This is a genomic window from Leclercia sp. LSNIH8, from assembly GCF_002920195.1.
Classification (GTDB): Bacteria; Pseudomonadota; Gammaproteobacteria; order Enterobacterales; family Enterobacteriaceae; genus Enterobacter.
Genome location: NZ_PQJY01000008.1, coordinates 175624 through 196329, shown reverse-complemented (window position 1 = coordinate 196329; position 20706 = coordinate 175624). Strand labels below are relative to the sequence as shown.

Annotated in this window: 20 protein-coding genes and 1 rRNA gene; 13 read left to right on the top strand and 8 right to left on the bottom strand. The window is 54.7% G+C overall.

What is annotated here, in order from left to right:
- Window positions 1-6 precede the first annotated feature (6 nt).
- The 3 genes from rrf to C3406_RS20465 all read left to right on the top strand — a co-directional run bounded on the left by rrf (window position 7) and on the right by C3406_RS20465 (window position 2155).
- Window positions 7-122, top strand: a 5S ribosomal RNA gene (gene rrf / locus C3406_RS20475).
- A 117-nt stretch (window positions 123-239) separates the two neighbouring features.
- Window positions 240-695, top strand: a complete 456-nt coding sequence (locus tag C3406_RS20470) for a DUF4385 domain-containing protein (protein WP_103180771.1) — start codon at window positions 240-242, stop codon at window positions 693-695.
- A 152-nt stretch (window positions 696-847) separates the two neighbouring features.
- On the top strand, window positions 848-2155 hold the full coding sequence (locus C3406_RS20465) for an MFS transporter (protein ID WP_103824579.1): 1308 nt from the start codon (window positions 848-850) through the stop codon (window positions 2153-2155).
- Here the strand turns inward: C3406_RS20465 and C3406_RS20460 are convergent.
- The 5 genes from C3406_RS20460 to trxC form a co-directional block, all read right to left on the bottom strand.
- Window positions 2152-2487, bottom strand: coding sequence for a YfiM family lipoprotein (locus tag C3406_RS20460; RefSeq protein WP_476629944.1), 336 nt, complete (start codon window positions 2485-2487; stop codon window positions 2152-2154). The two genes, C3406_RS20465 and C3406_RS20460, sit on opposite strands and share 4 nt — an antisense overlap.
- Window positions 2488-2518: 31 nt before the next feature.
- The gene (gene pssA, locus C3406_RS20455) at window positions 2519-3874 is read right to left on the bottom strand and encodes a CDP-diacylglycerol--serine O-phosphatidyltransferase (RefSeq protein WP_103824580.1); all 1356 of its coding nucleotides are present in this window, start codon (window positions 3872-3874) and stop codon (window positions 2519-2521) included.
- 110 nt (window positions 3875-3984) lie between these two features.
- On the bottom strand, window positions 3985-6648 hold the full coding sequence (locus C3406_RS20450) for a bifunctional acetate--CoA ligase family protein/GNAT family N-acetyltransferase (protein WP_103824581.1): 2664 nt from the start codon (window positions 6646-6648) through the stop codon (window positions 3985-3987).
- A gap of 35 nt (window positions 6649-6683) precedes the next feature.
- Window positions 6684-7382, bottom strand: a complete 699-nt coding sequence (tapT, locus tag C3406_RS20445; RefSeq protein ID WP_103824582.1) for a tRNA-uridine aminocarboxypropyltransferase — start codon at window positions 7380-7382, stop codon at window positions 6684-6686.
- A 71-nt stretch (window positions 7383-7453) separates the two neighbouring features.
- On the bottom strand, window positions 7454-7873 hold the full coding sequence (trxC, locus tag C3406_RS20440; protein WP_103180766.1) for a thioredoxin TrxC: 420 nt from the start codon (window positions 7871-7873) through the stop codon (window positions 7454-7456).
- Window positions 7874-8079: 206 nt separating this feature from the next.
- Here trxC and C3406_RS20430 point away from each other — a divergent pair, with 206 nt between their 5' ends.
- Complete coding sequence (locus tag C3406_RS20430) at window positions 8080-9165, top strand: tRNA/rRNA methyltransferase (protein ID WP_103824583.1); 1086 nt, start codon at window positions 8080-8082, stop codon at window positions 9163-9165.
- Window positions 9166-9258: 93 nt separating this feature from the next.
- Here C3406_RS20430 and ung read toward each other — a convergent pair whose 3' ends face one another.
- Complete coding sequence (gene ung, locus C3406_RS20425; RefSeq protein ID WP_103824584.1) at window positions 9259-9948, bottom strand: uracil-DNA glycosylase; 690 nt, start codon at window positions 9946-9948, stop codon at window positions 9259-9261.
- A gap of 313 nt (window positions 9949-10261) precedes the next feature.
- Here ung and grcA point away from each other — a divergent pair, with 313 nt between their 5' ends.
- Complete coding sequence (grcA, locus tag C3406_RS20420; RefSeq protein WP_103824585.1) at window positions 10262-10645, top strand: autonomous glycyl radical cofactor GrcA; 384 nt, start codon at window positions 10262-10264, stop codon at window positions 10643-10645.
- Between the two features lie 51 nt (window positions 10646-10696).
- Here grcA and srmB read toward each other — a convergent pair whose 3' ends face one another.
- Window positions 10697-12025, bottom strand: a complete 1329-nt coding sequence (gene srmB / locus C3406_RS20415; RefSeq protein ID WP_103824586.1) for an ATP-dependent RNA helicase SrmB — start codon at window positions 12023-12025, stop codon at window positions 10697-10699.
- A 132-nt stretch (window positions 12026-12157) separates the two neighbouring features.
- On the opposite strand from srmB, the gene trmN reads away from it, so the two are divergent.
- The gene (gene trmN, locus C3406_RS20410) at window positions 12158-12895 is read left to right on the top strand and encodes a tRNA(1)(Val) (adenine(37)-N(6))-methyltransferase TrmN (protein WP_103824587.1); all 738 of its coding nucleotides are present in this window, start codon (window positions 12158-12160) and stop codon (window positions 12893-12895) included.
- Here the strand turns inward: trmN and nadB are convergent.
- Window positions 12880-14499 (bottom strand): L-aspartate oxidase, encoded by a 1620-nt coding sequence (gene nadB / locus C3406_RS20405; RefSeq protein ID WP_103824588.1) that lies wholly within the window; start codon window positions 14497-14499, stop codon window positions 12880-12882. The genes trmN and nadB overlap by 16 nt on opposite strands.
- Window positions 14500-14856: 357 nt before the next feature.
- On the opposite strand from nadB, the gene rseD reads away from it, so the two are divergent.
- The 7 genes from rseD to lepB all read left to right on the top strand — a co-directional run bounded on the left by rseD (window position 14857) and on the right by lepB (window position 20580).
- Window positions 14857-14925 (top strand): rpoE leader peptide RseD, encoded by a 69-nt coding sequence (gene rseD / locus C3406_RS26920; protein ID WP_233212310.1) that lies wholly within the window; start codon window positions 14857-14859, stop codon window positions 14923-14925.
- Window positions 14922-15497 (top strand): RNA polymerase sigma factor RpoE, encoded by a 576-nt coding sequence (gene rpoE, locus C3406_RS20395; protein ID WP_103824590.1) that lies wholly within the window; start codon window positions 14922-14924, stop codon window positions 15495-15497. Before rseD ends, rpoE begins: the two co-directional genes overlap by 4 nt.
- A 31-nt stretch (window positions 15498-15528) precedes the next feature.
- Window positions 15529-16179, top strand: coding sequence for an anti-sigma-E factor RseA (rseA, locus tag C3406_RS20390; RefSeq protein WP_103824591.1), 651 nt, complete (start codon window positions 15529-15531; stop codon window positions 16177-16179).
- Window positions 16179-17132: a sigma-E factor regulatory protein RseB gene (gene rseB / locus C3406_RS20385; RefSeq protein WP_103180757.1), complete on the top strand. Its 954-nt coding sequence runs from the start codon at window positions 16179-16181 to the stop codon at window positions 17130-17132. Before rseA ends, rseB begins: the two co-directional genes overlap by 1 nt.
- Entirely contained in the window at window positions 17129-17605 is a 477-nt protein-coding gene (rseC, locus tag C3406_RS20380; protein WP_103826492.1) for a SoxR-reducing system protein RseC, read from the top strand. Before rseB ends, rseC begins: the two co-directional genes overlap by 4 nt.
- Before the next feature lie 184 nt (window positions 17606-17789).
- Window positions 17790-19589, top strand: coding sequence for a translation elongation factor 4 (gene lepA, locus C3406_RS20375; RefSeq protein ID WP_103180755.1), 1800 nt, complete (start codon window positions 17790-17792; stop codon window positions 19587-19589).
- A gap of 16 nt (window positions 19590-19605) precedes the next feature.
- Window positions 19606-20580 (top strand): signal peptidase I, encoded by a 975-nt coding sequence (gene lepB, locus C3406_RS20370; RefSeq protein WP_103824593.1) that lies wholly within the window; start codon window positions 19606-19608, stop codon window positions 20578-20580.
- Window positions 20581-20706 lie beyond the last annotated feature (126 nt).

The following is a 20706-nucleotide window of genomic DNA, read 5'->3' as shown; positions in this document are numbered from 1 at the left end:
AATTTGCCTGGCGGCTGTAGCGCGGTGGTCCCACCTGACCCCATGCCGAACTCAGAAGTGAAACGCCGTAGCGCCGATGGTAGTGTGGGGTCTCCCCATGCGAGAGTAGGGAACTGCCAGGCATCAATTAAAGAAACCCCGTACCGCAAGGTGCGGGGTTTTTTGCTTTTCCACCCTGGCGGGCGCAATCAACAATCTCTGGCTAAAATAACAAGATACGCATCGTCAGCGAGGTTATTTTGCCGAACCCCCCATTTAACTATCAACAAGATTTCGCCAACATAAACTTTCGCGACCATCCTGAGCTTTATCAGGTAGGGCGGGGAGAGCAAGGCGTTCTGCTGGTTGAACCTTACAAAAGCGAAATTCTGCCCTACTGGCGATACAAAAATGCTGAGGTTGCGACAAAATCTGCGCAGGAAATATACGCACTCTTTGAGCAATACCGTCAGCAAGACGATTTTGTGGGCATGGATATGGCCAGAAAATTTATCCAGATGGGATATACCCGCGCCAGACGCTACGCCAACCACAAAGGCGGAAAAAAGTACGATGATGAACGTAACGTGCGCCCGCTGGATCACGATCCCGTCAAAGCCGAAGCCGCAAAAGTTTTCAAAGGATGGTGGGATAAAATTCGCGCCGATGAGGATTATTTACAACGAAAACAAGCGCATCAAAAAAAGTGGGGGTAACAATGTTACCCATGGCAGGATTCATTTTGTGATCCAGATAACAAAACCAAATGAAACATAATAGAAACATTTATTTTACCTAACGTTAAATTTTAAATCTGGTTTTACTGGAGTGGGTGCTTTGGCCCGCATTGTAAGACAGGGGATTTAAAATGACAGAAACCGTAGCAAGTACAGATACGGATAGTAAAAAACTGGCAGAGGACGATACTCGCCGCAGGATTTGGGCAATCGTCGGTGCATCTTCAGGCAATCTGGTTGAATGGTTCGACTTTTACGTTTACTCGTTTTGCTCGCTCTATTTTGCCCATATCTTCTTCCCATCCGGCAACACCACTACCCAGCTTCTGCAAACTGCAGGCGTTTTCGCCGCAGGCTTTTTGATGCGTCCAATCGGCGGCTGGCTCTTTGGGCGTATTGCCGATCGAAAGGGGCGAAAAACGTCCATGCTGATCTCCGTCTGCATGATGTGTTTCGGCTCCCTGGTTATCGCCTGTCTGCCGGGCTATGACACTATCGGTACTTGGGCTCCAGCCTTACTGCTGTTGGCGCGTTTGTTCCAGGGACTTTCCGTTGGGGGGGAATATGGCACAAGCGCGACATATATGAGTGAAGTTGCCGTGGAAGGGCGTAAAGGCTTTTATGCCTCATTTCAGTACGTCACCCTGATAGGGGGACAACTCCTGGCTATTCTGGCCGTCGTGATCCTGCAACAGGTTCTGAGTGATGAAGATCTCCGTGCCTGGGGATGGCGTATTCCTTTTGCGCTTGGCGCCCTCCTTGCCATTGTGGCGCTGTGGCTGCGCCGTCAGCTGGACGAAACGTCGCGTAAAGAGGTGAGAACGTTAAAAGAGGCAGGTTCATTTAAAGGCTTATGGCGTAACCGGAAGGCCTTTTTAATGGTGCTCGGCTTTACGGCAGGCGGTTCGCTCACCTTTTATACCTTCACCACCTATATGCAGAAGTATCTGGTTAACACTACGGGTATGCACGCTAACGTGGCGAGTATGGTGATGACGGTGGCGCTCTTTGTCTTTATGCTCATTCAGCCCCTTATCGGTGCGCTGTCGGATAAAATTGGCCGCCGTAGCTCGATGCTGATTTTTGGTGGGTTATCGGCGTTATGCACTGTGCCCATTCTCACGGCGCTTCAGCATGTAACATCACCTTATGCCGCTTTTGCACTTGTGATGGTGGCACTGATTATCGCCAGTTTTTACACCTCTATCAGCGGTATCCTTAAGGCAGAGATGTTTCCGGCTCAGGTGCGTGCGCTGGGCGTTGGCTTGTCTTATGCGGTGGCTAACGCGCTCTTTGGCGGCTCAGCGGAATATGTCGCCCTGTCATTAAAATCGGTGGGGAGTGAGACAATCTTTTTCTGGTACGTCACGCTGATGGGGGCGCTGGCATTCATTGTCTCTTTAATGCTGCACCGCAAAGGGAAAGGCGTGCGTCTTTAATGATCCGCCATCTGCCAGACGGCATAGCCGGTAGTCGCACCGGCTATGTCCCAGGCAAAATCTTTCCAGCTCCAGCCGCTCCCTGCCGGGCGGCTGTCCCAGAGCTCTTTCGATGCCCCCAGACTGACTGAAAACATCAGGCCGTATGCAGCGCTGCGGTCGCGACTGTAGTCCTGGCGCTGGGCATATTCATTACCCGCAGCCGAGAGCATCGCCGAGGCTAAAAAGTGTTGCGCCTTATCCTGACCGGACCAGCTATCCTGAGCCATATGGCTGCATCCACCCAAAACCAGGCAGCCCATTAACAGCAAATAACGCACAACGACCTCCATAAAAAAGCCCCGTCAATGACAGGGCTGAAGATTACAGGATGCGGCTAATCAACCGGTCGATTCGGATGCGACGTAAACGGCGAATTAGCTTACGCACTTTCACCGGATAGTCAGCGATACTTTGCAGATCGCGATAATGGTTAACCACAGTGGTGTGCGTGCGGATCAGATCCAGTTCACGGTCGCGCGGAGCAGCCAGCTCCTGGCGGGGATCGTGGATCAAAATCGCATTTTCAAGATCCAGTCGCCACGCGCGTGGATTGAGGTTATTGCCCGTCAGCAGCATCCATTCATCATCAACCCACATGCCTTTCAGATGATAGCTGTTATCTTCATCTTTCCACAGACGCACAACCAGCTGATCGGTATTCACATAGTACTGCAGGCGGCTCAGGAAGCGGCGCAGGTTGATCTCATAGAGATAAGGCAGGGCGCCGATGATCTTAAACGGCTGATCTTCAGGAATGAAGAAATCGTTCGCGGTTTTATCGCCAACGATAATTTCCACCTTTTTACCGTCGCGCAACAGCTGAATGATGTTACGCACCAGCACCGCCGGCAGGTTGAAGTACGGTGTACAGATGGTCAGCTTATGCTCTGTACACGGCATCAGATGGAAGATGGTCTTGTTGAGCAGGCTGGATTTACCCAGCCCGACCAGTGGGGTCACTGCAAGCTGTTCATTATCGGCGTCGCCCTGGAAATGGAACATGGCATCGCGCAGTTCCTGACGGAAAAGGCGGATGTCATTTTTGATCTCCGGGCTTTTTGGTCGCTGTGGATCGTCGAGGCGATTTACACCGCGGCCATGCACCAGATGTTGGTCCACCCACTCAAACATGACGTCAGCCATGCGGGCATTACGCACCAGGTGATAACGATCGTAACGGTACTTATCCAGTTGATGCAGATAGACATCGTTCAGACTCGCGCCGCTATAGAGCACGCTGTCATCAATGATAAAGCCTTTGAAATGGAGGACGCCCAGAGCTTCGCGAGTGTTAACCGGAACACCATAAACGGGGACATCTACGCCGGGGTTTTCCTGCGCCATGCGGCAATACCAGTCGGCATTGGTGTTGGACGCAGCCGCGCCAATACGGCCGCGCTGGGCGCGATGCCAGTCGACCAGGATACGGACATCCAGCTCAGGGCGCTGGCGTTTGGCTTCGTACACGGCGCGTAAAATGGCGCTGCCGCCTTCATCCTGTTCAAGATAAAGCGCGATAATGCAGATACGATGCGTTGCGCTGGCAATTTTTTCCAGTAGCGTCTCCCGAAAATCGGCGGGAGCATAAAAAAACTCTACATCATCAACTGACTGAGAAAGCTTCGGTAGTTGAGCAAGGTGTTGTTGATGTTTATTACGCTTAAATTTGGACAACATCACAGTGCGTTTCTTCTCTGTTCATTGAAGGATTATATGGACTATGCAGCCAACAGAAGCGGGCAATCATACCACCAGTGCCGTTTAAAGTGGTCAACATTTCCAGTACCTTACTCTTGTTTACCTGATGGCATCAGCTGCAGAGTCAATCCGACGATCCCATCTTCAAGCTGGATATCAACGGTAAAGCCCAGCTTTCGCGCCAGGGCGACCATGCCACGGTTGTTAGGCATAGTAATGCCATTGAGGCGGATCAGTCCGTGATCGCGCGTATAACTGATTAGCTTTTCGAGTAATCGTCTTCCCAGCCCCAGACCTTTCAGATCGGAGCGGACAAGCACCGCAAACTCCGCATCGACGTTATCAGGATCGGAGATGGCACGTGTGACGCCAAGGATTTCATCGCCCCCTTCAGTGCGTCGGACGGCAACAAAAGCCATTTCCCGATCGTAGTCGATCTGCGTCATATTGGCTAAATCTTCGTGGGTAAATTCGTTGATTTCGCTAAAGTAGCGGTAGTACAAATCTTCTTTTGTGACCTGAGCGATAAAGCGCTGAAGCTGGGGTTCATCTTCAGGAAGGATAGGGCGGAACAGCGACCGTTCACCATTTTTCATCTCCACCCACTCTTCAAGCTGATGGGGGTAAGGGCGGATAGCAAGCCGGCTTTCGCGATCGCCGGTATAGGCCGCCACATCCATCGTCACATCCAGCGCCGTCAGTTCGCTGCCGGATACCAGTAAAGGATGAATATCCAGACGCTGGATTTCCGGGCTATCGACAATCAGGTTTGATACCTGCACCAGGAACTGGCTCAGGGCGGCGATATCCAGCGGTCTTAAGGCACTGCGTCCGCGGATCTTTTTGCTCTTAATCCCCTGAATCACCAGATAACGCGCCAGGTTCATGTTCAGTGGCGGCAGGGCCACCACCGCCTGCTCTTCAGGGCGCCACTCCACACCCCCTTCGCCCAGCATGATCAGCGGACCGAAGACCGGATCGTGTTCCACCACCACCCGTAGCTCCTGCGCGCCGGCACGATTAGCCATGCTCTGCACCAGCAGGCCGTGGATCCGCGCCTGGGGCCAGGCCATTTTAACGCGATCGATAATGGCATCCGCCGCCTGCTGGACTTCCGCCGCGGTACGCAGATACAACATCACCCCCTGAACTTCAGATTTATGCGGGATATCCGGCGAACGCAGTTTCAGTGCCACCGGATAACCGATCTGCTCGGCGATATGCACCGCTTCCGCGCTGTCGCTGGCGATCCAGGTGGGCAGCGTATGCAGGCCATAGGCGGTGAGGATCGGCTGTACCTCGTGCGTATCCAGCGAACGCGCGCCGTCATCAATGGCACGCTGCAACAGGTCGTGAGCATGACCCGTATTGGCGGTCAGGTTTCCCGGCAGGGCAGGCGTCTCCCGCAGCTGTTTCTGATTGCGCCGGTATTCCACCATATGCATAAAAGCGGTGATGGTGCCTTCCGGGGTACGGTAAGTGGGGAGGCCAGCCTCGCTGAAGAGACGTCGCGCCTCCTGAGATGAAAATTCACCGCACCAGTTAGTCAGAAGCGACACATACTTTCCGCGCGGATGCTTCTTCACAATATCAATCAGCGCACGAGCGCTTTCGCTGCCCGGGGCTACGGCACTAGGGGAGTGAATGACCATCAGGGCATCAAAGTCCTGGCTGTCCAGCAGGATATTGAGTGCGCTGAGATAATGCTCGCTGCTGGCATCGTCGCGTAAGTCGAGCGGATTACCCGGCTCCACGCCGGGCGGCAGCGCCTCCCGCAGACGCTGTATTGTCTCTTCGCTGAGGGTGGCCAGCTTACCGTTACGCAGCCAGAGTTCGTCCAGCGCCAGCGCGGCAGGGGCGGCGCCGTTACTGATGATCATCAGCCGTTCCCCCCGTAGCGGGCGCATATGGCTGAGCGTTTCGACAGCGGAAAAGAGTTCGTGGGTGTCCTGAACACGCAGCAAGCCGGCACGCTGGATAGCGGCATCCCATGCCGGATCCATGCCTGAATGTGAATGCAAAAGACGCTGGGCGGCCGGGCTACGCCCGCTTTTGATCACCAGAATCGGTTTGTTGCGTGAAGCGCTACGGGCTGCCGAGACGAAGCGACGCGCGTCGCTGAGATGCTCAAGATAGAGCAGGATGGCGCTGGTTTTGCTATCGCGCGCCAGAAAATCCAGCAGCTCGTCAACGTCAATGTCCAGACCGTCGCCCAGCGCGATGAAATAGGAAAAGCCCATTTCGCGCTGCTGGGCCCAGTCGAGGATCGTATTGGAGACCGCCGCCGACTGGGAAATAAAGGCCAGCTTGCCTTTACGTATCGGGACAGGAGAAAAGCTGGCATTCAGCCCCTGCCACGGTGCCAGCAGACCCAGGCTGTTTGGCCCCAGCAGTCGCATCTGGTAGCGCGTCGCACAGGCCAGCAGCTCCGCCTGCTGTTCAGGGGGCGAAGAGAGAATAATGCAGGTTTTGCAGCCCTTCTTCCCCAGCGCATCGAGCAGAGCGATGTTACGTCGGGCGTGGGTGCAGAGCACCGCGAGATCGGGAATGAAGGGCAGGCTCTCCACATCCGGCCAGGCAAGGACACCCAACACCGCCTTATACGCGGGGGTAACCGGCAGTATCGGGCCATTAAAGCCGCCAGCGAGCAGGTTACGCATCATCAGATAACCGGCGCGTTCGGGCTTCATCGACGCGCCAATCACGGCAATGGATTTAGGGCGGAGTAAGGCTTCTAGCCCGCGCTGGCTCATACAGATCTCCTGAAAAGGCGAGTGACCTGATGATTTTAAACGCTTTCCGGCTCCGCCGCTGTGATGCTTCCCTTATGAATGGTTTTTCCGGCCAGATAACGTTCGCGAAAGCGTGAGAAGTGATCGCCCAGTGCGCCTGCCGCCTGGACATCCCCCGCCAGATCCAGCAGGGCAATGGCCACTTCGGCAGTACAATACTGGCCTTCTGCGTGGGCTTCACGTAGCCGGTAAGCCGAGACGCGCGACAAATCGACGGAGATCACCGGCAGGGCATCCAGATAGGGGCTTTTGCGAAACATTTTACGCGCTTCGGTCCAGGTGCCATCCAGCATGATAAACAGCGGCGGTTTACCGGTGGGGGGAGCGGTAATCACCTGACGCGTTTCACCGGCGTAGGAGGCCGGAAACACTACCATCGGTTGATAGTCGGGGCTGGCGACCAGATCGAGCAGCGCCTGAGGTGGCTCAGTGCGTGACCACTGGAAGGCTGCGGTATCCGGTAGAATATCGGCGATCAGCCGCCCGGTATTGCTGGGCTTCATCGGTTCGGTATCGAACATCACCAGACAAAAACGGCTTTGAGCATGGCTGGGCGCCAGCGTCGCGCAGAGGCACTGCCTGAGCGGCAGCAGACAGCGCTGACAGCGACGAATGCGGTTACCACGGGCAAGAAAAGGGCGAGTCGCACGCGCCAGGCGTTCGGCGCGCAGTTGCAGTACGGCGTTATCAGTCATGGGAAGGAGCGCAGAAAAAACGCCATTCTCGCAGAGGCGAGGGCGGGGCACAAGTTACGTGCCCCGGAATGTCAGAGGGATTCGTTCAGCCAGCTATCAAAAGGTGCTTTCGGAACGGCACCATTGAGCATATCGACGACTTCACCATTCTTGAAAATCATAATGGTCGGGATGCTACGAATGCGGAAGCGGGAGCTCAGTTCGCGCTCAGCTTCGGTGTTCACTTTCACAAAACGCATTTTACCGCTACGCTCTTCGGCGACATCTTCAAAGATCGGCGCAAAGTTACGGCACGGGCCGCACCACGGTGCCCAGAAGTCGACAACAACCGGCAGATCATCCTTCAGCAGTTTATCCAGAGTTTCGCCGGTAGCATTAATCACGTCACCATCGAACAATTCATGACCGCAGCGTCCGCATTTTGCTCCGTCATCAATGCGATCTTCCGGAATGCGGTTAAGAGCCTGGCAGTTGGCACATACGGTATTCATAACTAACCTCAGGTAGAGCAGGGGGACAAATCGGCAACATGCCGGTTATGTTTCCAATATGTTACATATTATCAACGACCCTGTTTGAAACAACAATGCGTTTTGTTCAATGAGAACAATAGTCACAGGCTTTTATACGAAGTAATGGCTATGCGCCGGGACATCGGGTAATCTGCGCGCTTCGCGCAGCGCTGGTGGAGAAAAGCATGAACGACGAACTGAAAAACAAAAGCGGCAAGGTCAAAGTGATGTATGTCCGCAGTGACGATGACTCTGATAAACGCACCCAAAATCCGCGTACCGGAAAAGGTGGCGGGCGTCCAGGGCCATCTCGTGCAGACGGTGGCCGTCGCCCCGCCCGCGATGAGAGAAATAGCCGCGGTGATGACCGCAAACGTGACGACCGTAAGCGTGATGATTTCAAACGCGACGACTTTAGCCGCGACGCCTCACCGTGGCGTACCGTCTCCCGCGCGCCGGGCGACGAGTCCACTGCGCCCGTCGATCACGGCAGCATGGCCGGTAAAACGGTTATCGATCCGGAAGTGATCCGCCGTCAGCGTGCGGAAGAGACACGCGTCTATGGCGAAAACGCCTGTCAGGCTCTGTTCCAGAGCCGTCCTGATTGCATCGTGCGCGCCTGGTTCATCCAGAGCGTCACGCCACGATTCAAAGAAGCGCTGCGCTGGATGGCGGCCAACCGCAAAGCCTACCATGTGGTAGACGATGCTGAGATCACCAAAGCGTCTGGCACCGAACACCATGGTGGCGTCTGCTTCCTGATTAAGAAACGTAACGGTACCACCGTTAAGCAGTGGGTCAGCCAGGCTGGCGAAGATGACTGCGTGCTGGCCCTGGAAGACGTGGGTAACCCGCACAACCTCGGCGCCATGATGCGCAGCTGCGCCCACTTCGGTGTGAAAGGCGTTCTGCTGCAGGATGCGGCTCTGCTGGAATCCGGCGCAGCAATCCGTACGGCGGAAGGCGGCGCGGAGCACGTTCAGCCGATCACCGGCGACAGCGTGCTGGAAGCGATTGAGCAGTTCCGTCAGGCGGGCTATGCCATCGTGACCACCTCCAGCCACAAAGGCACCACGCCGCTGTTTAAAGCGACACTGCCACGTAAGATGGTGCTGGTGTTGGGTCAGGAGCGCGATGGTCTCTCCGATGCGGCACTCTCCAGCGCCGATCTGAGCGTCTCTATCGATGGCACCGGCAATGTAGAAAGCCTCAACGTATCCGTTGCGACTGGCGTTCTGCTGGCGGAGTGGTGGCGTCAGAACAAAGCATAATCCCGCTTTGTTCGTCGTTCGTAGGCCCGGCAAGCGTAGCGCCGCCGGGCAATGTGCCGGGTGGCGGCTTCGCCTTACCCGGCCTACAACAACTTACTCGCTTTCAGCCGGTAACTCCGGCATCCAGTCAATCGGCGTTTCGCCCTGTTTCTCCAGCCACTCATTCGCCAGCACAAAATGATTGCAGCCAAAAAAGCCGCGATGGGCTGACAGCGGTGACGGGTGCGGCGCTTTCAGCACATGATGGCGCTGAGTATCAATGATCGACCCTTTCTTCTGCGCATGCGATCCCCAGAGCAAAAAGACCACCCCTTCCCGGTGCTGGTTAATCAGGCTGATGACCTTGTCGGTAAATGTCTCCCATCCGAGGCTGGCATGAGAATGGGCCTGCCCGGCGCGAACCGTCAGTACGGTGTTAAGCAACAGAACACCCTGACGTGCCCAGCTTTCCAGGTAGCCATGTGAAGGGCGGGTAAACCCCGGCACCGAGGCTTCCAGCTCCTTATACATATTCAGCAGGGAAGGGGGGATGGCAACGCCCGGACGTACAGAAAACGCCAGGCCGTGCGCCTGACCCGGTCCGTGGTAGGGATCCTGTCCCAGGATCACCACTTTGACATCTGCCAGCTCGGTAAAACGAAAGGCGTTGAACACATCTTTCTGGGGCGGATAGATGGTGATGCCGTCCTGACGTTCCGTGGCAACGGTATTCAGAGTATTAACGAAGTAAGGCTGTTTTTTTTCATCGGCCAGTACGTCGTGCCAGGTTAAAGGTGCTGTCATCTCGCTCTCCTGCGAATTTTCACTGTCTTTAGCTTAACTGCATATGACGAGGGAACAAAACTAGTGAGCCAAAAATGTCATTACATTGAAAAATATTGAAAATTTACACAGAATTTTGAAGGCAGTGCGAGGGTAAAATTGATATAAAACAATAATCTTCAGTTATCACCCTTTTACTGGTGTGGTTTTTGTTGATTTAGGTCAAGGAATGGCGAGTGTTTGACTGATATATATACACTCAAGCAACAATGGTTTTACCAATTGCCCGAACGAACGGGCGACACCCAATATTGTAGTGTAAGGGAGACATCACATGATTACTGGTATCCAGATTACTAAAGCTGCAAACGACGACCTGCTGAACTCTTTCTGGCTGCTGGACAACGAGAAAGGCGAAGCGCGCTGCGTATGCGCAAAAGCAGGCTTTGCTGAAGATGAAGTTGTTCAGGTTAACGCGCTGGGCGAGTTCGAATACCGCGAAATCCCAATGGAAATCAAACCTGAAGTCCGTGTTGAAGGCGGTCAGCATCTGAACGTTAACGTGCTGCGTCGTGAAACGCTGGAAGATGCTGTTAAGCATCCGGAAAAATATCCGCAGCTGACCATCCGTGTTTCTGGCTACGCGGTACGCTTTAACTCACTGACTGCCGAACAGCAGCGCGACGTTATTGCTCGTACCTTTACTGCCAGCCTGTAATCGTTACCATCGTACAGATAAAAAAAGCCGGGTTTTAACCCGGCTTTTTTATTACTCTTCTTTCTGTGTCACCGGCGCGCTGCCGCTAGGCTTACGACGCTTGCCCACGTTTTTAGTATCACGGTGGCGTTGCTTCACGCGCGGTTTCTCTTTCTCTTTCGCCTTTTTCTCGGCACGTTTAGCGAGCACTTTCTTGGACGGTTTGCCCGTCATTTTTTCGCTCGGCGCACGGGTGCTCGGACGCAGTTCGTCGATCACGCGGGCCTTCAGCGGCTCTTCAACGTAGCGACCGATTTTCTGCAGCAGCAGATGGTCATGCGCTTCGACCAGCGAAATGGCTGTCCCTTTACGCCCGGCACGACCGGTACGGCCAATGCGGTGCAGATAGGTATCCGCAGTGCGCGGCAGATCGAAGTTAAACACGTGGCTGACATCAGGAATATCAATACCGCGCGCAGCAACGTCGGTCGCCACCAGCACGTTCACGCGGCCATCGGTCAGACGTTTGATCGCTTCGTTACGTTTAATCTGCACCATCTCGCCTTCGAGATAGCAGTTATTGATACCCGCTTCACGCAGCCAGGTCGCCAGCTCGTGCACACGCTCACGTTTCCGTACAAAGACGATAGAGCGGGTGGCTTCAGGCTGTTTCAGCAGGTGGATCAGCAGCGCGGTTTTATGCTGAATATCATCGGCGCGGTAGTACCACTGATGGATCTTCTTGCGTTCACGCGTGGACGGATTGGCAGACACCTCGACCGGATCTTCCAGCAGACGCTCGGCAAAATCTTTAATCGCATCGCCTTCCAGCGTCGCGGAGAAGAGCATGGTCTGCTTACGCCAGCGGGTCTCACCGGCAATGTGTTCGATATCCTGCGCAAAGCCCATATCCAGCATACGGTCAGCTTCGTCAAGAATTAAGGTTTCAACCGCACGGCAGTCGAAGTTCTCTTCTTTGATGTATTGCAGCAGACGCCCGGTCGTCGCAACGACGATATCCTGGTTCTCACTGAATACTTCGGCGTGGTTCATATAGGCCACACCGCCGGTAATGGTTGCGATATCCAGGTGGGTATTCTTCGCCAGCTCACGGGCATGATCGGCAACCTGCATCGCCAGTTCACGGGTCGGGGTGAGGATCAGAATACGCGGCGGACCTGATTTCTTACGCGGAAAATCCAGCAGATGCTGCAACGCAGGCAGCAAATAGGCTGCCGTTTTACCCGTGCCGGTTGGCGCAGAACCGAGCACGTCACGGCCCTCCAGTGCAGGCGGAATTGCCGCTTCCTGAATAGCGGTCGGGCGTGTGAAGCCTTTTTCCTGGAGCGCGTCCAGAAGGCTTTCATCGAGTTCAAGTTCGGAAAAAGTCGTTACAGTCATGTTCTACCTCTGTGTGGGGCGCTGATTATAGACGTTACGGCTGCAATCTTCATCTGTTTGTGTGGATATCCCTTTTCCGTCGTTACGCTTTCACCTATGCTACACCCGTTTCACTTTGAAGGTTGCTCTGACATGTCTCAACTCAAAGCGCAGCTGCGCCGCGATGGTTTTACTTTTAAGCAGTTCTTTGTCGCCCACGATCGCTGTGCAATGAAAGTCGGCACTGATGGCATTTTACTGGGGGCATGGGCACCGGTAGCAGGCGTTAAACGTATCCTCGACATTGGCAGCGGCAGCGGATTATTAGCCCTGATGCTGGCGCAGCGTACCGAACACTCCGTCACGCTTGACGCGATTGAACTGGATCCCCAGGCGGCTGAGCAGGCAGCGGAAAACGTAGCGGAATCCCCCTGGGCTTCGCGCGTATCTCTCCATTGTGCGGATGTTCTTGCCTGGGCGCCAGAGCAAACGGCTCGCTATGACCTGATTGTCAGCAACCCTCCCTATTTTGAACCGGGCGTAGCCTGTGCTACACCCCAGCGAGAGCAGGCCCGGTATACCGACACGCTCGATCATGGCGCGCTGTTAGCCTGCGCCGCCGGGTTGATCTCCGAAGAGGGATTTTTCTGCGTGGTGTTACCGGAGAGCGCAGGCAGTGCATTTATTGCCAGCGCGCTGGAGATGGGCTGGTTTTTACGCCTGCGCACCGATATTGCGGAAACCGACGGCAGGCTGCCGCACCGGGTGCTGCTGGCGCTGTCGCCGAAAGAGGGAGAGTGCTTCAGCGACAGGCTGGTGATACGTGGGCCAGATCAGCGTTATTCCGATGACTACACGGCGCTGACCCACCCCTTCTATTTATTTATGTGAGCCAGCGGTGAGAGCACCGACGGGCCGGAATGCTCAAGCTGCTCCGGATAGTCGAGCGTGTAGTGCAAACCGCGGCTCTCTTTGCGCATCATAGCGCAGCGCACAATCAGCTCCGCCACCTGAACCAGATTACGCAGTTCCAGCAAATTATTGGATACGCGGAAGTGGGCGTAATACTCGTCAATTTCCTGCTGCAACATGGTAATACGGCGCAGGGCGCGCTCCAGACGTTTGGTGGTGCGCACAATGCCGACGTAATCCCACATAAAGAGGCGCAGCTCGTGCCAGTTATGCTGGATCACAACCAGTTCATCCGGGTTCTCGACGCGGCTTTCGTCCCAGTCCGGCAGGTTTTCCACCTGGCGGGCGTAAGGCATGCGCTTCGTGATATCTTCCGCCGCTGACCAGCCATACACAAGGCACTCCAGAAGCGAGTTTGATGCCATTCGGTTCGCGCCATGCAGGCCGGTGTAGCTCACCTCGCCGATAGCGTACAAACCGTCAACGTCGGTACGGCCATGATCGTCAACCATCACACCGCCGCAGGTATAGTGCGCCGCGGGCACCACCGGCATTGGCTCTTTGGTGATGTCGATGCCGAGCCCCAACAGTTTTTCATAGATGGTCGGGAAGTGCTGGCGAATAAAGGCTTCGGGTTTGTGGCTGATATCCAGATACATGCAGTCCACGCCCAGGCGTTTCATCTCATGATCGATTGCGCGGGCCACAACATCACGCGGCGCCAGCTCGCCCCGCTCGTCAAAGTCCTGCATAAAGCGAGTGCCATCCGGGCGTTTTAAATGCGCGCCTTCACCGCGTAGCGCTTCTGTCAGCAGGAAGTTGCGTGCCTGCGGGTGGAATAGCGCAGTGGGGTGGAACTGGTTAAATTCCAGATTGGCCACGCGACAGCCCGCGCGCCAGGCCATGGCAATACCGTCCCCTGAGGAAATATCCGGGTTGGTGGTGTACTGATACACCTTAGAAGCACCGCCGGTTGCCAGTACAACCGATTTTGCCCGACAGGTTTCCACCTTCTCTTTATTACGGTTCCAGACCCAGGCTCCCACAACGCGCCGCGTGCCCGGCAGACCAATCTTATCGGAGATGATCAAATCCACCGCGTTGCTGCGTTCCAGCACCCGGATGTTGGGATGGCTTAACGCCTGGCTGACCAGCGTCGTTTCGACTGCTTTACCGGTGGCATCTGCCGCATGCAGGATCCGGCGATGGCTGTGTCCGCCCTCACGCGTCAGGTGGTAACTCTCTTCTCCGTTGGCCTGCACCTGGGTATCAAACAGCACGCCCTGATCGATCAGCCATTGCACGCAGTGGCGGGCATTACTGGCGACAAATTCAGCCGCGTGTCGGTCCACGATGCCGCCACCGGCAATCAGGGTATCTTCGACATGGGAGTCGATACTGTCAGTTTCATCAAACACCGCGGCAATTCCGCCCTGGGCATAGAAGGTAGAACCTTCGCTAACAGGACCTTTGCTGAGGACAATCACTTTCTGGTGTGGGGCGAGTCGCAGCGCCAGTGAAAGGCCGGCGGCGCCGCTGCCGATAATCAGTACGTCACAGGTGAGTTCGGAAATTGCGTTCATGATGTTTGTTTAATTTACTAAACAGTGTTTGGCCAGCATAGCACCTGAATGCGATGAATCGCACGTTTTTTTTAAGAGTAGTTGCAATGACTAAACAGAGGCTAGACAGAGATAAGGAACAAAAAGGGCGAAATTATTTTGCGTAGCAGATTGTTAGCTACAGATTTTGTGGTGAAATAAAGCCCGTCTTGCGTTACCCTGCAAACGGTAAAAGGCCATTTCTTAGCAGAAACTGGGTACGTATCGGTATCAGACTTATAATGATAGAAAATGAACAGTCTGCGACCTGATTAACAAAAACAAAGGCGTGACGGAACTAATTGAAATAAAGACCCTCAAAGCAACTGCTTGCTCACAGTGCAGTGTTTGGAGTGGCGTTTCGATAACGCGTGGAATTTAGGTTTGGGGAGACTTTACCTCGGATGAGCGAGCAGTTAACGGACCAGATTCTGGTTGAACGGGTCCAGAAGGGAGATCAGAAAGCCTTTAACCTACTGGTGGTGCGCTACCAGCATAAGGTGGCGAGTCTGGTGTCCCGCTATGTACCGTCAGGGGATGTTCCTGATGTGGTACAAGAGTCTTTCATTAAGGCCTATCGTGCGCTGGAATCTTTCCGGGGAGATAGTGCTTTTTATACCTGGCTGTATCGTATTGCCGTCAATACGGCTAAGAACTACCTCGTCGCTCAGGGCCGACGTCCGCCTTCAAGCGATGTCGATGCTATCGACGCTGAAAATTATGAAAGCGGCGGTGCGTTGAAAGAAATTTCGAACCCTGAGAACTTAATGTTGTCAGAAGAACTGAGACAAATAGTTTTTCGCACCATCGAGTCGCTCCCGGAAGATTTACGCATGGCAATTACGTTGCGGGAGTTAGATGGCCTGAGCTATGAAGAGATAGCCGCTATCATGGATTGCCCGGTCGGTACGGTTCGCTCACGGATCTTTCGTGCGCGAGAAGCTATTGATAATAAAGTTCAACCGCTAATCAGGCGTTGACGATAGCGGGATACTGGAAAAGGTATTAGGCATGCAGAAAGAACAACTTTCCGCTTTGATGGATGGTGAAACGCTGGACAGTGAGATGCTCAACGAGCTCTCTCGCTCTCCTGAGATGCAAAAAACCTGGGAGAGTTATCATCTCATTCGCGATACTCTGCGCGGCGATACCAGCGATGTCCTCCATTTTGATATCTCAGCTCGCGTAATGGCGGCCATAGAGAACGAACCTGTTTCTCAGGCCCCCCCGCTCATCCCCGAAGCCCAACCTGCACCGCACCTGTGGCAGAAGATGCCTTTCTGGAACAAAGTGCGCCCCTGGGCGAGTCAACTGACTCAAATGGGTGTGGCTGCTTGCGTATCGCTTGCAGTTATTGTGGGCGTCCAGCACTATAACACTCAATCTGAAGTGAGCCAGCAACCAGAAGCGCCAGTGTTTAATACACTGCCGATGATGGGCAAAGCCAGCCCGGTAAGTCTGGGTATTCCTTCTGATGCCTCGGCCGGTGCCGGTCAGCAGCAGCAGGTTCAAGAGCAGCGCCGTCGTATCAATGCGATGTTGCAGGATTATGAATTGCAGCGTCGTCTGCATTCTGAACAGCTTCAGTTTGAACAGGCGCAAACGCAGCAGGCTGCTGTGCAAGTGCCAGGAAACCAAACTTTAGGAACGCAATCGCAGTAATGAAGCAACTTTGGTGCGCCATGTCTCTGATGGCGGGTAGCCTGTTGTTCACTGTCAACGCCTCGGCTGATGTATCGTCCGGGGCGTTGTTGCAGCAAATGAACCAGGCCAGCCAGTCACTCAACTACGAGCTGTCTTTTATCAGTATCAATAAGCAAGGTGTAGAGTCGTTACGCTATCGCCATGCCCGTCTTGATAAACAGCCTCTTGCCCAGCTTTTGCAGATGGATGGTCCGCGCCGTGAAGTTGTGCAGCGTGGCAATGAAATCAGCTATTTCGAGCCGGGTCTCGAACCCTTTACGCTGAATGGCGACTACATTGTTGATTCGCTGCCTTCGCTCATCTATACCGATTTTAAACGGCTTTCCCCTTACTACGACTTCATCTCCGTAGGACGTACCCGTATCGCCGATCGGCTCTGCGAGGTGCTGCGGGTGGTCGCCAGAGACGGAACACGTTACAGCTATATCGTCTGGATGGATGCAGAGACCAAGCTGCCAATGCGGGTCGATCTGCTGGATCGGGATGGTGAGACGCTGGAGCAGTTCCGGGTGATCTCCTTTACTATCGACGACCAGGTCGGTAACAGCATGCAGAATCTGGCAAAAGCTAACCTGCCGCCGCTGCTCTCCGTCCCGGCGGGGGATAATGTTAACTTTAACTGGGCGCCTAACTGGATCCCGCAGGGCTTCAGTGAAGTCTCCAGCAGTCGACGCCAGCTGCCCACCATCGATACCCCGGTTGAATCCCGTCTTTACTCCGACGGCTTGTTCAGCTTCTCGGTGAACATTAACCGGGCAACACCGGTCAGTGCCGATCAGATGCTGCGTACCGGGCGTCGCACCGTCAGCACCACGATACGAGATAACGCAGAGATCACCGTTGTCGGTGAACTGCCGCCGCAAACCGCTAAACGTATCGCCGACAGCATTAAATTCAGGGCTGCACAATGATCAAAGAGTGGGCAACGGTCGTTTCATGGCATAAGGGCGTCGCGCTGGTCAGCTGCGATGTCAAAGCATCCTGCAACAGCTGCGCCTCCCGCGCTGGTTGCGGCAGCCGGGTGCTGAACAAACTTGGACCGCAGACCTCACACACGATCAGCGTGCCCAGCGCAGAGCCGCTGGTGGAGGGGCAAAAAGTTGAGTTAGGGATCGCTGAAGGTAGCCTGCTTGGCTCGGCGATGCTGGTCTATCTCTCCCCGCTGGTGGGGCTGTTTGCCCTTGGCGGGCTGTTGCAGGTGCTGTTTGGGACCGATCTCGCCGCGATGTGCGGCGCAGCGCTGGGCGGCGTGGGCGGTTTTTTACTGGCACGCGGCTTTTCCTCCCGTCTTGCGGAGCGTGAAGCGTGGCACCCCGTTATTCTCAGCGTCGGATTGCCACCCGATCAGCTGCGTGTCGACACGCTCTCTTCAGAAGCCCGGTGATGTTACCGGGCTTTGTTTTATTTACATCTCATAAAAGAAAACGCCAGATCTTCGCGCTAAGCTTGCTGGAAGAGCATTTCCTGGTGACGGAGATGTAGTGTAGAATGCTGCGTTTTCGCACTGAAAAACGTCAGGCTAAGAACAGCGGCCTCCAGGAATTCGTAAGGCATAATTATTTAACTATATGAAGAACATACGTAACTTTTCGATCATTGCTCACATTGACCACGGTAAGTCGACGCTGTCTGACCGTATTATCCAGATTTGCGGTGGCCTGTCTGATCGTGAAATGGCAGCCCAGGTACTGGACTCCATGGACCTGGAACGCGAACGCGGTATTACCATTAAAGCGCAGAGCGTTACGCTCGACTATAAAGCGTCTGACGGTGAAACCTACCAACTTAACTTTATCGACACCCCAGGCCACGTTGACTTCTCTTATGAAGTTTCCCGTTCGCTGGCGGCCTGTGAAGGCGCGCTGCTGGTGGTTGATGCCGGGCAGGGCGTAGAAGCCCAGACCCTGGCAAACTGCTATACCGCGATGGAAATGGATCTCGAGGTTGTGCCGGTACTGAACAAAATCGACCTGCCAGCCGCTGACCCTGAACGCGTTGCGGAAGAGATCGAAGATATCGTCGGCATCGACGCGACCGACGCCGTGCGCTGCTCGGCGAAAACCGGCGTGGGTGTCACCGACGTGCTGGAACGTCTGGTGCGTGACATCCCGGCGCCAGAAGGCGATCCGGAGGGGCCACTGCAGGCGCTGATCATCGACTCCTGGTTCGATAACTATCTCGGCGTTGTCTCGCTGGTGCGTATTAAAAACGGCACCATGCGTAAAGGCGACAAGATCAAAGTGATGAGCACCGGACAGGTTTACAACGCTGACCGTCTGGGTATCTTCACGCCAAAACAGGTCGACCGTACCGAGCTGAAGTGCGGCGAAGTAGGCTGGCTGGTTTGTGCGATCAAAGACATCCTCGGCGCGCCAGTGGGCGATACCCTGACGGGTGCCCGCAACCCGGCAGAAAAAGCGCTGCCAGGCTTTAAAAAGGTGAAGCCGCAGGTTTATGCGGGTCTGTTCCCGGTAAGCTCCGATGATTACGAGAACTTCCGTGACGCGCTCGGCAAGCTGAGCCTGAACGATGCTTCCCTGTTCTATGAGCCAGAAAGCTCGACGGCGCTGGGCTTCGGCTTCCGCTGCGGCTTCCTCGGCCTGCTGCACATGGAGATCATTCAGGAGCGTCTGGAGCGTGAATACGATCTGGATCTGATCACCACCGCACCAACGGTAGTATACGAAGTCGAGACCACCTCGAAAGAGGTTATCTACGTCGACAGTCCATCCAAGCTGCCGCCGCTGAATAATATTCATGAATTGCGCGAGCCGATCGCCGAGTGTCACATGCTGCTGCCGCAGGAGTTCCTCGGTAACGTCATCACGCTGTGTATCGAAAAACGTGGTGTGCAGACCAACATGGTTTACCACGGTAACCAGGTGGCGCTGACCTATGAAATCCCGATGGCGGAAGTGGTGCTCGACTTCTTCGATCGTCTGAAGTCAACTTCACGCGGTTATGCGTCGCTGGATTACAACTTCAAACGCTTCCAGGCTTCCAACATGGTGCGTGTGGACGTGCTGATCAACGGCGAGCGCGTCGATGCGCTGGCGCTGATCACCCACAACGACAACGCCCCGTATCGCGGTCGCGAACTGGTCGAGAAGATGAAAGATCTCATCCCACGCCAGCAGTTCGACATTGCGATTCAGGCGGCCATTGGCAACCACATTATCGCCCGTTCTACGGTGAAACAGCTGCGTAAAAACGTTCTGGCAAAATGCTATGGCGGTGACGTCAGCCGTAAGAAGAAGCTGCTCCAGAAGCAGAAAGAAGGTAAGAAGCGTATGAAGCAGGTCGGTAACGTTGAGCTGCCGCAGGAAGCGTTCCTCGCCATTCTGCACGTTGGTAAAGACGGAAAATAACCCTTAAGGAGTTGGCATGGCGAACATGTTTGCCCTGATCCTGGTGATTGCCACACTGGTGACGGGGCTGTTGTGGTGTCTGGATAAGTTTATCTTTGCTCCGAAACGTCGCGAACGTCAGGCCGCCGCGCAGGCTGCCACGGGCGACCAGTTGGATCCGAATACCCTGAAGAAAGTCAGCCCTAAGCCGGGCTGGCTGGAAACGGGCGCTTCGGTCTTTCCGGTGCTGGCCATTGTGCTGGTGGTACGTTCGTTTATCTATGAACCTTTCCAGATCCCATCCGGTTCGATGATGCCAACGCTGCTGATCGGTGATTTTATTCTGGTCGAGAAGTTTGCTTATGGCATTAAAGATCCGATCTACCAGAAGACGCTGATCGAAACCGGCCATCCAAAACGCGGCGATATCGTGGTGTTCAAATATCCGGACGATCCACGTCTGGATTACATCAAACGTACCGTTGGCGTACCGGGTGATAAGGTGACCTATAATCCGGTTTCCAAAGAGGTGACAGTTCAGCCTGGCTGCAGTTCCGGCACCGCTTGCGGTAGCGCATTACCGGTGACCTATTCCGGCGTTGAGCCAAGCGACTTTGTGCAGACGTTTGCCCGTCGCAACGGCGGTGAAGCGACCAGCGGTTTCTTCCAGCTGCCGAAAGGCGAGACCAAAGAGAACGGTATTCGTCTGAACGAGCGTAAAGAGACCCTGGGCGATGTGACGCACCGTATCCTGACCGTCTCCATCGCGCAGGATCAGCTGGGCATGTACTATCAGCAGAAGGGGCAGCAGCTGGCGACCTGGATCGTGCCACCAGGACACTACTTCATGATGGGTGATAACCGCGACAACAGCGCGGACAGCCGTTACTGGGGCTTTGTGCCGGAAGCGAACCTGGTGGGTAAAGCCACCACCATCTGGATGAGCTTCGAGAAACAGGAAGGCGAATGGCCAACCGGCGTACGCTTAAATCGTATTGGCGGTATCCATTAATTCCTGATAAATGAGCACGTAGCCTCTTTAACCAGAGGCTACGTGAATTATTTCACTGATAAATCTCTTCTGACTAACGACAACCCCTGTCGTTGCGTATAGAATATTCCCCCGAAGTTTAAGGTT

Bases quoted from the DNA above. Each gene is read 5' to 3' on its own strand.
- rseA (WP_103824591.1), top strand. From the start codon at position 15,529: ATGCAGAAAGAACAACTTTCCGCTTTGATGGATGGTGAAACGCTGGAC.
- C3406_RS20450 (WP_103824581.1), bottom strand. From the start codon at position 6,648: ATGAGCCAGCGCGGGCTAGAAGCCTTACTCCGCCCTAAATCCATTGCC.
- C3406_RS20430 (WP_103824583.1), top strand. From the start codon at position 8,080: ATGAACGACGAACTGAAAAACAAAAGCGGCAAGGTCAAAGTGATGTAT.
- nadB (WP_103824588.1), bottom strand. From the start codon at position 14,499: ATGAACGCAATTTCCGAACTCACCTGTGACGTACTGATTATCGGCAGC.
- lepB (WP_103824593.1), top strand. From the start codon at position 19,606: ATGGCGAACATGTTTGCCCTGATCCTGGTGATTGCCACACTGGTGACG.
- ung (WP_103824584.1), bottom strand. From the start codon at position 9,948: ATGACAGCACCTTTAACCTGGCACGACGTACTGGCCGATGAAAAAAAA.
- trxC (WP_103180766.1), bottom strand. From the start codon at position 7,873: ATGAATACCGTATGTGCCAACTGCCAGGCTCTTAACCGCATTCCGGAA.
- srmB (WP_103824586.1), bottom strand. From the start codon at position 12,025: ATGACTGTAACGACTTTTTCCGAACTTGAACTCGATGAAAGCCTTCTG.
- rpoE (WP_103824590.1), top strand. From the start codon at position 14,922: ATGAGCGAGCAGTTAACGGACCAGATTCTGGTTGAACGGGTCCAGAAG.
- rseB (WP_103180757.1), top strand. From the start codon at position 16,179: ATGAAGCAACTTTGGTGCGCCATGTCTCTGATGGCGGGTAGCCTGTTG.
- tapT (WP_103824582.1), bottom strand. From the start codon at position 7,382: ATGACTGATAACGCCGTACTGCAACTGCGCGCCGAACGCCTGGCGCGT.
- C3406_RS20460 (WP_476629944.1), bottom strand. From the start codon at position 2,487: ATGGAGGTCGTTGTGCGTTATTTGCTGTTAATGGGCTGCCTGGTTTTG.
- lepA (WP_103180755.1), top strand. From the start codon at position 17,790: ATGAAGAACATACGTAACTTTTCGATCATTGCTCACATTGACCACGGT.
- grcA (WP_103824585.1), top strand. From the start codon at position 10,262: ATGATTACTGGTATCCAGATTACTAAAGCTGCAAACGACGACCTGCTG.
- C3406_RS20465 (WP_103824579.1), top strand. From the start codon at position 848: ATGACAGAAACCGTAGCAAGTACAGATACGGATAGTAAAAAACTGGCA.
- rseC (WP_103826492.1), top strand. From the start codon at position 17,129: ATGATCAAAGAGTGGGCAACGGTCGTTTCATGGCATAAGGGCGTCGCG.
- trmN (WP_103824587.1), top strand. From the start codon at position 12,158: ATGTCTCAACTCAAAGCGCAGCTGCGCCGCGATGGTTTTACTTTTAAG.
- pssA (WP_103824580.1), bottom strand. From the start codon at position 3,874: ATGTTGTCCAAATTTAAGCGTAATAAACATCAACAACACCTTGCTCAA.